Origin of the sequence: Niastella vici (assembly GCF_002077945.1) — a bacterium.
In the GTDB taxonomy this organism is placed as follows: domain Bacteria; phylum Bacteroidota; class Bacteroidia; order Chitinophagales; family Chitinophagaceae; genus Niastella; species Niastella vici.
In genome coordinates this window covers 228,841-241,199 of record NZ_LVYD01000013.1, presented here as the reverse complement: position 1 = coordinate 241,199, position 12,359 = coordinate 228,841, and the positions used below count along the sequence as shown (strand labels likewise).

The 12,359-nt window shown below is 43.7% G+C and carries 10 protein-coding genes; 3 read left to right on the top strand and 7 right to left on the bottom strand.

All coding sequences use genetic code 11. The features are described from left to right. Nucleotides 1-6: 6 nt before the first annotated feature. On the top strand, nt 7-1,551 hold the full coding sequence (locus A3860_RS06595; protein ID WP_081145759.1) for an acyl-CoA carboxylase subunit beta: 1,545 nt from the start codon (nt 7-9) through the stop codon (nt 1,549-1,551). A gap of 84 nt (nt 1,552-1,635) precedes the next feature. On the opposite strand, the gene A3860_RS06590 is transcribed toward A3860_RS06595, so the two are convergent. Both A3860_RS06590 and A3860_RS06585 read right to left on the bottom strand, forming a co-directional pair. Further along, complete coding sequence (locus tag A3860_RS06590) at nt 1,636-3,384, bottom strand: hypothetical protein (protein ID WP_081145758.1); 1,749 nt, start codon at nt 3,382-3,384, stop codon at nt 1,636-1,638. 213 nt (nt 3,385-3,597) lie between these two features. Beyond that, entirely contained in the window at nt 3,598-3,996 is a 399-nt protein-coding gene (locus A3860_RS06585; protein ID WP_262497284.1) for an RtcB family protein, read from the bottom strand. A 77-nt stretch (nt 3,997-4,073) separates the two neighbouring features. Between A3860_RS06585 and A3860_RS06580 the strand changes: the two genes are divergently transcribed. Beyond that, the gene (locus A3860_RS06580) at nt 4,074-4,517 is read left to right on the top strand and encodes an OsmC family protein (protein ID WP_081145756.1); all 444 of its coding nucleotides are present in this window, start codon (nt 4,074-4,076) and stop codon (nt 4,515-4,517) included. 248 nt (nt 4,518-4,765) lie between these two features. On the opposite strand, the gene A3860_RS06570 is transcribed toward A3860_RS06580, so the two are convergent. From A3860_RS06570 to A3860_RS06555, 4 genes are all read right to left on the bottom strand, one after another. Further along, nucleotides 4,766-5,638, bottom strand: coding sequence for an ester cyclase (locus A3860_RS06570; RefSeq protein WP_081145754.1), 873 nt, complete (start codon nt 5,636-5,638; stop codon nt 4,766-4,768). 139 nt (nt 5,639-5,777) lie between these two features. Next, the gene (locus tag A3860_RS06565; protein ID WP_081145753.1) at nt 5,778-8,333 is read right to left on the bottom strand and encodes a ShlB/FhaC/HecB family hemolysin secretion/activation protein; all 2,556 of its coding nucleotides are present in this window, start codon (nt 8,331-8,333) and stop codon (nt 5,778-5,780) included. Nucleotides 8,334-8,447: 114 nt separating this feature from the next. Beyond that, entirely contained in the window at nt 8,448-9,650 is a 1,203-nt protein-coding gene (locus A3860_RS06560) for a hypothetical protein (RefSeq protein WP_081145752.1), read from the bottom strand. Between the two features lie 16 nt (nt 9,651-9,666). Then, nucleotides 9,667-10,053, bottom strand: coding sequence for a hypothetical protein (locus tag A3860_RS06555; RefSeq protein WP_081145751.1), 387 nt, complete (start codon nt 10,051-10,053; stop codon nt 9,667-9,669). A 408-nt stretch (nt 10,054-10,461) separates the two neighbouring features. Between A3860_RS06555 and A3860_RS06550 the strand changes: the two genes are divergently transcribed. After that, nucleotides 10,462-11,124 carry a hypothetical protein gene (locus A3860_RS06550; RefSeq protein WP_081145750.1) on the top strand — a complete coding sequence of 221 codons (663 nt, stop codon included), beginning with the start codon at nt 10,462-10,464 and terminating at the stop codon, nt 11,122-11,124. Nucleotides 11,125-11,172: 48 nt separating this feature from the next. On the opposite strand, the gene A3860_RS06545 is transcribed toward A3860_RS06550, so the two are convergent. Then, complete coding sequence (locus A3860_RS06545; RefSeq protein ID WP_081145749.1) at nt 11,173-12,204, bottom strand: helix-turn-helix transcriptional regulator; 1,032 nt, start codon at nt 12,202-12,204, stop codon at nt 11,173-11,175. Between the last annotated feature and the right edge of the window lie 155 nt (nt 12,205-12,359).

Here is a 12,359-nt window from a genome sequence, read left to right as displayed (position 1 = left end):
TCCCTGATGAAAAAAACAAAATCGGAAATATTACAACAGAAAATTGAGAAAGGTAAACTGGGCGGTGGGGCACACAGAAATGAAGCGCAGCATAAAAAAGGAAAACTTACGGCCCGCGAACGCATTACCCTGTTGATGGACCCCGGATCATTTGAAGAGATCGGCGCCCTGGTGCTGCATCGCACCAAGGACTTCGGTATGGATAGCCAGCAGTTTTATGGCGATGGAGTAATTACCGGCTATGGCACCATCAACGGACGCCTGGCCTATGTGTTTGCGCAGGACTTTACCGTATTTGGCGGCGCCCTGTCAGAAACCCATGCCGAGAAAATTTGCAAGGTAATGGACCTGGCCATGAAAACCGGTGCCCCCATGATCGGACTGAATGATTCAGGCGGCGCCCGCATACAGGAAGGCGTTCGCTCCTTAGGCGGTTATGCCGATATCTTTTACCGCAATGTACTGGCATCGGGTGTAATACCACAACTATCAGCCATTATGGGGCCCTGCGCCGGCGGCGCAGTGTACTCACCGGCCATGACCGATTTTACCCTGATGGTTGAGAACACCAGTTATATGTTTGTAACCGGGCCCAACGTAGTGAAAACGGTTACCAATGAAGAAGTAAGTCCGGAAGAACTGGGCGGCGCTTCGGCCCATTCAACCAAATCGGGTGTTACGCACCTTACGGCGGCCAATGATATGGAATGCATTGCCGAGATAAAAAAATTATTAAGTTATATACCGCAGAATTGTGAAGACACCACACCTAAAGTGCCCTACACGTTAGGCGATGAAACAAGACCCGCGCTGGAAACCATTATTCCCGAAAGCAGCAACCAACCATATGATATGCGGTCGGTGATAGAAGGAATTTGTGATGAAGGCTCTTACTTTGAAATACATCCCGATTATGCCACCAACATTGTTATCGGATTTGCGCGGCTGGCGGGAAGAAGCATTGGTATTGTCGCCAATCAACCCATGAGCCTGGCAGGCGTACTGGATATTGATAGTTCAAAAAAGGCCGCCCGGTTCACGCGCTTTTGCGATTGTTTCAATATTCCCTTACTGGTGCTGGTTGATGTGCCGGGTTTTTTACCGGGCACCGATCAGGAGTGGCATGGCATTATTACCAATGGCGCCAAGTTGTTGTATGCATTCAGCGAAGCTACGGTGCCCCGCGTTACGGTCATTACCAGAAAGGCCTATGGCGGCGCGTATGATGTAATGAACTCAAAACATATTGGCGCCGATATCAATTACGCATGGCCAACGGCAGAAATTGCGGTAATGGGCGCCAAAGGCGCCAGTGAGATCATTTTCAAGAAAGAGATTGCCGAAGCGGCTGACCCCGCCAGTAAGCTGGCCGAAAAAGAAGCGGAGTATGCCGCTAAATTCGCCACCCCCTACCTGGCAGCCGAAAGGGGTTTTGTAGATGAAGTAATAGAACCGAAATATACCCGCGCCAGGCTCATCAAGGCGTTTGCCATGTTAGAAAACAAAGTAGCGAAGCTTCCGAAGAAGAAGCATGGGAATATACCGTTGTAAGTGACAGTTATGGCTCTGGTTTCAGGCTTAATGCAAAAGGCTGCCTCAAAGATGAGGCAGCCTTTTGCTGATCGGTTTCTTTTATTACTTTTTATTATTTACTTCTTTTTTCAAGGCATCTATTTGTTGCTGCTGCGATTCCAGTTTTTTATTCTGTTCAATTACATACAAGGTTAACTCTTCAATCTTCTTCAGCAAGGTAGCCTGGTTATCACCAACATCCAGTCCATTCTTTTCCACTTCTTCAGTAGAAGGTACTTCGGGTAAATGATGGTTTTGATTAATATATTGTTCCACTTCAGAAAGCGGGCGCAAGCGGTAACCGGTATTAAAAACGTAATCGGCCCAGCAACCTGTTTGCGCAACCCTTACTTTGGTAGCGCAGATAGTACCATTTACGGCCAGTTTTGCCTGTGGATTGGTTGTACCAATACCGACATTATCTCCCAATACCGTCATGACAATATTTGCAGCCCCCGTCCCAAAATCGAGGCGGTTTGAAACATTTGCCGGCTGACCGATAAATGCCTGCTGCAAATTGTCACCATTAAAGGCAAAATAAAACTGTTTAGAAGCTGGCCCTTTATCAAAAATAACAGAAGCGCCGGACATCGGTTGCATACCACCGCTTATATGCAGTCGTGCCAGCGGAACACCCACTCCACCGATTCCTACATTACCCGATCCATCGATCCTGAAAGTTTCATTACCGGCAAGTTTAAATGAGTAGTAAGGACTGTTATTAGAATTAAATGTAAGTCCGTAGTATGAGGAAATGGAGGAGTATGCACTTCCATCCGCTGCTAACGAAAGCAAAGGGGTGCCATCGCCATTTCTAAGGGCCATATTAACTGCATTATTACCTGCAGCAGCCTGAATAGATAATTTTTCCGTTGGATTGTTAGTTCCTATCCCTACATTCCCATCTGAACTGATCCGCATTCTTTCAACACCGTCTACTCCGGAAATATCTGAGCCTGAAATGGTGTGAAAAACCATACCGGCACCCGATGTCCACGCCGTTTTGTCATATACGCCGGCAATAAAAGCACTGTTACCTCCGTAAGCTTGCCCATGTGCGAAGATCAGTTTACCCATCAGACTGTTATTAGCTCCGGCCGTGGAAGCCCTTATAGCTACAGCATCTTTAACCGTGGCGTTCCACCTAACCCCACTGGTTAGGCCAATACCTACAGTGCCGCCTTTAGGGTTGAGCACTAAGGGATTATCTTCGCTCGCCCCCCAATACACCGAACTAATATAACCGTAACCATTATTATTGCCACCAGCAGCTATATTACTTACACCTAATTGCAGACATTGCGAATTGCCAGCAGTTGCTGTATGCCGCAGCCGGATACAATTTTCTTCACCAACGCTTCCATCACCAATGCCCGTCACAATATCAAGTTTTGATATCGGAGCAGTGGTACCAATACCTAACAGACCTGCACTCGTTATTCGCATTTTTTCGGACCAACCGGCGGCTGATAAATTGGTGGCTGTTCCAAAACGCAATCCGTTCGAATTACCTTCCCTATAAACGATGGCATTGTCGCCCCACAACATTGTAAAACCACTTAAACCGCCGTATGAAGCTGCAATGTTTCCGTTAACATGAAGATCTGTTTCAGGAGTGGAGGTGTTAATTCCAACTCGTCCATTATAATAAGCATTGCCGTTGAGATACTGCCAGGTTTGCGCATGCAGTTGAAACGACTGGAACAAATTTAACAGAATGATGGCCGGTAAAATAAGAGCCCTTTTTCTTTTGGACAGGATGCTATTTTTACACATGAAGAGTACCAGAAGGGGGAATTTATCTTTTCTCATAGACGGGTCTGTGTTTGGTTTGGGCACGAAATTATAACTCAATCAATACGTAAAAAAGAATTGTTGGTCACATTTGATAGATGCGCATTTTTGCCAATAAGCGTGTTGATTTAGCCGATAAGTGTGCAGGAAAATCTGGTTTTTCAGGGGTACCACGCCGTTTGGGACAAAACTAAAGGGCCGCCCCTGATCTTGAGGCAGCCCTTCACAGCATTAAATTTCCGTATACTTAATCGTTACTACCGGCGTTGTTTGTGTTACTTTTTTCAAATAAGACTGATAAGTTAAAATATCAGTCGAATCCTTATAAGCAAAATCAAACTCCTGGATGTAACCCTGCGGAAAATTGCCAGACCTGTTCAGCAACTCGCTGAAGCGTTCTTTGTATTCCCGGCGTTCCTTTTCTTTCAATACTGTTTTCCAGTATTTCATGGCATCAAAGCGCGACAACCTTCTGCCAGCGCCGTGCGCACAGGAATTCAGTGCGTTTTTAGCAGCTTCTGCTGAAACAGCCTGAACCAGTAAGCTACCTCTCGACATCGAAAGGGGAATAACTAACAGAGTCCCTGTTTGGGTCGCCGACTCCCCACTGACCGCAATCAGCCTGTTCACCAACCAATATCAGTAACATTAACAAACTGTGCTTTTAGCTTTGTATGCAGTTAATCCTTACACTAAACATTAATAAAATGGATACTGCCCATTACTACGAAGTAAAGCTCAACTGGGAGGCCGATAGAAAGGGATTGATAAGCTCGCCCGTTTTACAATCGAACATAGAAGTAGCCACCCCGCCCGAATTTCCTAAAGGAATACCCGGCATTTGGTCGCCGGAACATTTACTGGTGGCCGCGGTGAACAGCTGCCTTATGACCACCTTTCTTGCCATTGCAGAAAACTCAAAATTTGAGTTTATAAGCTTTACAAGCAACGCTACCGGCAAGCTGGAAAAAGTAGATGGAAAATATATGATCAGTGAAATTGCCCTGTCGCCTGTATTAACTATTAAAAACAATGCTGAAAAAGAGAAAGCGCTGAAGCTGCTTGAAAAATCTGAAGCCGCCTGCCTCATCTCCAATTCAGTGAAGTCAACAATAGTTTTTAATGCAACAATCAATATTCAGAATAGTTGAAGATATTTCCGAACAAGCATCATTTCTCCTTCCGGTTTTTTTACCATTAATCCAATCCGTGAGACCGAAAGCTGCCTGTGACCGACCGGGTAGCTTTTTTTATTTATCTCATGACTGAACCTGGATTGCCCTTCCTCATTTATCAAAACAAATTTGCCCATACCACCTCGCTCCGCGCACGAAAAGGTATGGGCATTTGTACGGCATTGTTGCGGCATTTGCCAAAAACCCGTCATTAATGGCCTCTTTTAATCATGCGTTTGGGTATATATACCCCGGTCCATGGTAATATTTAGTCTTTTCATCATGGCTGGCGCATCAAAACCCGTTTTCTTATATTCAGCCTGTACCACTTCTTTGGCTGTGTTCAAAGCTTCCTGGTTTTTCCACAAGGCAACAGTTACCAAAATCAAATTCCCATCGTTATCGGTATACTCATATTCGACATCTTCTATAAAGCCGGGCAGGTTTTTGATAAAGTCACGGTTTATCTTCACTCGTTCCTTAAACTCTTTTATGGCAGGCGCCGGCACCAGGAACCTGTCGATGAAATTAACCTGTCCGTTCTGTGCTTTTTTACCCACCACTTTGTTTATATCAGCTGGCAAAATATTCATCGACTGTAAAAAACCCAGCCTGTCTGTCAACACCTGAATATGTGTGACCTTACTATTTGCAAGCGTAAATATGGCCATTCCATCATTGGTGATCGCTTTGCCTGTAGCTGGAATATTTTCATAATAAGGAGCCGTTTCGGTTCCTTTCCATTTCCAGCTCAATACCACTTTATCACCTTCTGCAATCGACTCCGTTATATTCCATTGAATATCAGGAAATGCTTTGATCAGTGGCTGCACTGGTTCCAGGAAGCCGGCAGCTCCTTTTTTACCCAGGAACCCTACATAATCATCAGCAATCAGTTCTTTTAACAGATCGGGGTTCCGTTTATTAATGCCTTCTTCAAAGATCTTTCTTACTACGTCCTTGTTTTGTTGTGTGGTGTTCATGATTATCTCCTTGTTTTTATAATTTTTTGTGATATTATTTGTTGCCTGGGCGTTAACCATGCCGGGGATGATCAGCATGCTCAACAGGTATGTTCTCGTATTTACTTTACTCATTGTTATTTGTTTCACACAAAACTATAACCCCCGGCACGCGGAGAATTGTAAAAAATCATTGATTTTGGACAGTAGAAAGCCTGGCCGTACAGATGGCCATTTCAAAATGGCAGAAATATAAATAGCAGAATTAAATACTCTAGAACGTTTTGTTGAGGCGTAATTGAACCAGCCTGATCTCTTCTGTTATACCATAGGTAGCAGAAACATTATATTTATTAAACGGCGCCAGCATGATGCCCGGCCCCCAGGAGATATGCATTTTGTTCGACTTTTCATCGGGCATCCATACGCGTCCCTGATCAAAGAAGGCGAAGGCGCCGATCTTGCCGGTCATGAGGTAAGAGCGGAAAGGAATAATATATCGCAATTCATTACTGTTGTAGAAAGCTGTTTTTCCCCAGAACCGTTCGCGCCGGTATCCACGTAATGTACGGGGACCACCAATGATAGCATGTTCATATGGCTGGCCCGAATTCAACACATCGTCATTTACAATTGTTTCACCACCCAGCCGCACAGCCAGCGACACATGTTGTACCAACGGGAACCAGGCAAACAATTGGGCATTGTAGCGCTGAAAAAATTCATTTTGTTTGAAGTTGTTTGCATAAATGGCATTCGCCAAAAAAGTAAAGCCTTTTTCGGGCACCACTGAATCTTTCAGCCTCACATACGAGTAAGTTAGCTGCAGTCCGGCATAAGGGTTTATTTCAAACACTTCGTCATTATGAGAAAACACTTTTGAAAAATACCGGTCGCTGTTGTATAGGGTCCTTACCTGCTGGTAATAACCTGTTACCTGTACCGCACTTCTTCCAAAATTCCGGTTCAACCCCGCACTGGCAAACCATTCTTCGCTTTGCATACGGTAATAATTGACATTGGTCGTCAACGATTTGGTTTCATTACCGGTGCCATAGAAGTTCGTCCAGCGGATGGCATCATAGTCTGCACGTATGGCCAGGTTCCACCTGCCTATTACATTTGGATACAGGCCTTCCCAAAAAACACTCATGGCATTCTGGGAAATAGAATACCGAACACCGAATGTATTTCTTGATGCATAAGGTTCATGCCGCCATTTATTCTTCAGGATCCTGTAGTTCAGGCCCACAAAGATCCTGTCGGCGTTATTATAAAATAATACTGGCTTAAACCCTTTCTTATTATAATTAAACCATTTGTAATCCCAGTTGTGAATGGAAGTATCCTTAGACAAATGCATGTGCGCTGCAGTGGTGTGAAATACATTATCAGCATCATCGTAAATATGCACCGGCCGTTTTGATTGAACAATGGAATCCTTGCCGGGACCGCCAATAATGCGAATAGTTATATCCTTTACCCTGTTATTCACCTCATATACGTCTTCTCCATTTATGCCAAACAACCTGATCTCTTTTGTTTCCGTTGGCTTAAAGCTTCTTTTATAGTATGGTGTTTTAGCTTTATCTCCGTGGTTGCTTATGCGAAACACGGTCACCACCGTTTCTTCACCTTTGCCGGTAACCTCAAAATACTCCCGTTCATTACTGCCAATCACCTCTACTTCTTTTGCAATAAAAAGGTAATGCTTTTTTGTAAAGGCGGGGATCTGTTCGCGCCGCGCCTTTAACCTGTCTACGATTTCCTCTCCTTTTAACGCGTACACTTCGGGCGGCAATTGCGCCACCGAATGCACGATCACTGAATCAGTTAACTCTTTTTGCAGCGCTTCTCCTTCGCGCAGCCAATCCTCCAGCGTAAGGGCATTGGTAAAGGCCCTGTCGATATACCTCGCCGAAGAGCTTAAGACATAAGGCTTCTCCAACTCATCATCAAAATGCTGCATAAAGCTTAATCCTGAACCCTGTATAATGCGGTCAATGATGAGGCCGTTATGATAAAAGAACGACTGATCGCGGTCCTTTGGAATTGGTTTGAATTGCGTGCCACCCCGAACCGTAACTTCACCCCAACTCCAGTTGCCTTCATGCCGGTCCCAATCACCGATCAGGATATCGAATAATCTTGCTTTTACAAAAGCACGCTGATCTACAGAATAGGTATTGCTCATCTTCAGTTTTGCCAATACTTCCTCGGTACTGTAAAAGGCGCGGAAATTACCCAGGTTACCGGCTTCATGCCAGTCGCCTTCCGGCTTTTGTTCCAGCATATACAGATCGTTCGCAAATTTCGTATTGAAGGTATCGAGGGCCTTTTGTTCGGGCAGATAAACGAGCTTTGGCCAGGTATGGTATAGACCCGCATGCTTCATCATGACAGGGACGGCAAAACCGCCGTAGGGATGCGACATGGAAATACCGTCATTGACAATATCTTCGAGGAAAGTGCCTTTGAAACCGGGTGGTATTACTTCTGTTCTTGATTTATTGATTGATCGAAGTACATATTCCTTCCCCTCTTTTGTATGCAGCCGGAGTGATTTGGATTCATTGCCGCCGCCAATTTTATAAGGTATTAAACCACCATATGCCGTATCTAACTTCAAAATGGGAACACAAACAGGTGTTGCCCATTCAACGCGGTGATTGCGGCCCCAAAGCTTTTGGAAAAGGGGTGGCCGTTGGTAGACAGGGCTGGCGGCAATGAGTTTATGAGTTGCAGTATCTGCTGCTAATTGCTGAGCTGTAGAGTTAAGGGATACAAGTATCAGCCAAAGATGTATGTATGACCTCACATGGCGGGGCATATATACTTTTAATATAAAATTATGCCACGGGGTAATACAGGGGTTTCGGGTAAAAAGCTGCCTAAAGACTTAATCTTCAGGCAGCTTCAGGGGTACTTTTCAGTACTCCTGCAATTAAAACCGAATTTGTTTGGCAGCGCCAGCCAAAGCTTTAAAGTTGGCCCTCACATTCACGAACCCGAATAAATTTCCATTCTTAGGGTCATACTTTATTTCGATCGGGATCCAGATATCATTAAATACTCTCAGCCGTACGGTAGCATTTGCCATTATCCTGTCACGTTCTTCATTAACATACAGGTAGCTGAAGTTGTGATACCAGGCGCCGCTGAATTTTATTTCGAGATAACTCTTCTTACTATACTTCGTTTTAAACGCAAGGTTAACGCCCGGCTCGAAGTTGAATACAGCCCGCTTTAGATCATGGCCGGCTTTAAGCGTATCATCAACCAGTTGCAATTGCGAGTGAATATTCAACTCCAGCTCGTTTTTGGCCCTGCTGTATTTATTCAACCCTTTTACCAGGTCTGAGCTGAATACTACGTTTGAAAAAATAAACTGGTCCTTGTAAGTGGTATCGGTAACCCCGGCGGTCCACAATAAGTTGCGATTGAAATTTTCCCTGAAATCCCTGTAAATACTATCGGCGGTTTTTTTCATATTAAATTGATCGTTGCCCTTCAGGTAATCATACAATCTTTTCGTTGAATCATTTCTGTTTAACACTGCCAGAATAGTATCTTTTGTAGCCTTACTAAGCTCGCCGAAATCTTTGATACCCTTTCTGAAATCGGTGTATTCGAGCATTGCGGCGTTTTGTTCTGCAGAACCGGGGGCGCCTATGTTCGAGATATTTGCCGAGATCAGCAGGTTAAGCATAGTAAGCTGTTTTACCAGGGTATCGTTTACTACCATCCCCAGAAATGTCTTCGACACTGTTTCATCTCTTCTATTGATAATGGCGTATTTGATAGTGGATGAAAAGCCATTGAACCGGTAATTGGTATCGAGTTTTAGCCCTACTGCATAATTCAAATTCCTTAATCCTGCGTAATGCCTGTAGATAGTATCTACCAGTAATGTGGTATCGAGTTTGGCCATTACGGCAAAAGGAGAACCGGTGAATTTAATTTCCTTATTAGGGCCGGCCAGATTTTCAAATGCCAACTGGAAGAAATTATTCAGCACATCTTTATAATTTCCGGTAACCAATGAATCGGCAGTTATAACAGGGTTGGGAGCAGTTTTCTTTTGCGCAAACACGGGTACTGATAAACATAGTAGTAATAGGATCCCGATTATAGAGATCTTGCCCATCTGGATTTCAGTTTAATTATTTTATTAAATAGGATGCAATGATCAAACCGGCAGTAAATTCTTCCGGGCTGTCAGGTACAGTATCGGTGTTAATGGCAACTACTGCTTTCCCGGCGCACACGCCGTTAACAGCAACCACATCTCCGGTTTGCACATTTGAAAAGTTTATATTTCCGCTGTTGCTAACACTTTGCATATTGATCAATACGCCTCGCCTGAAGAGCACTGCGGTGGCCTGTCCTAAACCACCAGTGAAAGTAAAGGCAATGTTTACCTGCTGCGAATGGGGGGCTTCTGTTGCAACCAGCGAACTGGCAGTGAGCGCTTGCGGTTTCACGGTCTCCCCTTTGGTTTTTATGGAAGGTTTAGGCTTTGGTTTTGCTTTTTTTGCACTTTTAGCCATGGATTGGTATTTAATGGGCTTAAAGCTACAAAAGATAGCAGGTATGAATGGCCGTTAACACGCCTATTTTTTCAATTTTTCTTCACAAGCCACGTAGTATAATTAACCATTATTTCATATAGAAAAGGAGCTGAACGGTAATTGTCACCGGGACAATCATTCCGTTCAGCTCCTTTGTAGTTTGGGTGTAACTTATACCCGTTATTGTTGTGCCAGTAACTCAAACTCCCCCTCAAACTATCCATGTGAAGGCTCTATTCCTTATTTACCATCCTTAAACAATAAACTACTTCAATTAAACGATAAAGAGCAACCTGTTAACGAATAGTAATACCCGAAAAATTATTACTATTTACATTACAGGATTGTCAAAGCCTTTTATACTTCATTAACCCCTAAAACAGTACCATGAAAAGATTTTCATTTCTGCCAGCCCTTATCATGATAACCTTATTTATTACTTCCTGCGGTAGCAGCCCACTGAATCGCAAGTACAGCGACGATAAATTCATGATGGATGTTAAAGCGATCAAAGAAAGCAAAAAACTGAGCGATGAAGACATGAGGCTTTTAGCTGGTTACATCATCAGGGCAAAGATCAGCGGCGAAAAACTGGAAACCATGACCTATGCCGAAATGCTCAAAAAAGCCCAGGACGCCGTGGCCGGGCAAAAAGCCCTGGCCGATAAAACCGCCAAAGAAGAAGCTGAAAAACGAACACGCCTCGGTGCTGCGGTAAACGTGGCCCTGTATAACATTGGTTATGTAAAAGGAGATTTTCAGGACCATATTCAATACGATCTTGCCTTTGAGAATAAAAGCGGAAAAGATATCAAAGCCGTTAAAGGATCGTTGTTAATTACAGATCTTTTCGATAAGAAGATAAAAGAACTGGATATCGTTTTTGACAATGGCGTAAAAGCCAGTGAAACATTTAAAAACAGCTATTCCACCGACTATAACCAGTTTATGGATGAAGACAAAGAATTAAGAGCCAAATCAATTAAAGAAGTAAAGTTTGTCTTCACCCCCGAAAAAGTATTGTTCAACGACGGCACCAGCCTGGAATAAAAAGCAGGAGGTATGAGGTAAGCAACCCGCTTACTTCATACCTCATCCTTAAGTATCTCTCTTCGGTTTCTCTTCATACCATTCCTTCGCCTTGCTCAACCGCGCTTTTATCTTTGATGCCAGCAGTCGTGGCGCCAATACCTTCATGCATTCGCCAAAACCCAGGATCTCCCTTTCCAGTTCAAAATTCATTACTACATCTATTCGAATTATAATACCGTTCTCTTCTTCTTTTAGCACCCTTTGCGAATGATGTAATGGTTTGGTAAGCACATAGGGCGCATTGTATTTGTCAACAAACAACACCACCTTATGAGCACGGTCTTTGACCGTTTTGGTTACCCCTATCAGGTCATCAAAATACTGATCAAAATCCAGTCCTCCATACTCTAAAAAGGGTTCTTTTATGAGCTCCTGAAATTCAATGATGCGGTCGAGTGCCATGGTAAGCAACAATTTTTTATTCTTTGTCTGGGCTATCAGGAACCAGCGGTTGCGGTATTCTTTCAGTAAATAAGGATAGCAGATCAACTGTTGCGAAGCGGCTGCTTTGAACGATTTGTATTCTATCAGCAATGATCGTTTGTTCAAAATAGATTGGTACAGGGGGTTGATATGCTGTAACCCTTTCACCAGCCTGTTATTTTCAAACTGAATATAATTGCGGCCCTGATGAGTTGAACGATATACGTTATTCTCCAACCGCGCGATCATCTCGCTCATTTCATCAAAATAGGTAAACCCGTTAAATTGTTTCAGCACCCCTACGATCTCCTTCATTTTCTCCACATCGGCTTTATTCACCGGGGCATTGGTGATACTGTAATCATTTTCGCTGTAGCAATAAAATTTGCGGTCAACTACAATGATCGGCGCATTGTAACCCAATTTGTCACTGCGCATTACCTGTATATCGGCCTGAATGGTACGCTTGCTTACGCCGGTGGTAATACCTTCGAGCTCGTACAGTACATCCGCTACTTTTTCTATCAGGTCGTCCAGGGTCCATTTACGATACCTGTTTCGCAAACAGTCATCGATGGTTTTATAACGAATAAGGGCCAGTTTATTTACAGACATATAAGGTTTTCGATGCGTAAAAATAGCACGCTAAATCTTGCTACGCAATAGAACTGCGCAGCAAGACAATATTTTTTATGGGAAGAAATTATTTCAGCGGCTAATAAACTGTGCACCAAACAATTAAAAACATGTTACAAAATAATTCATCGCTG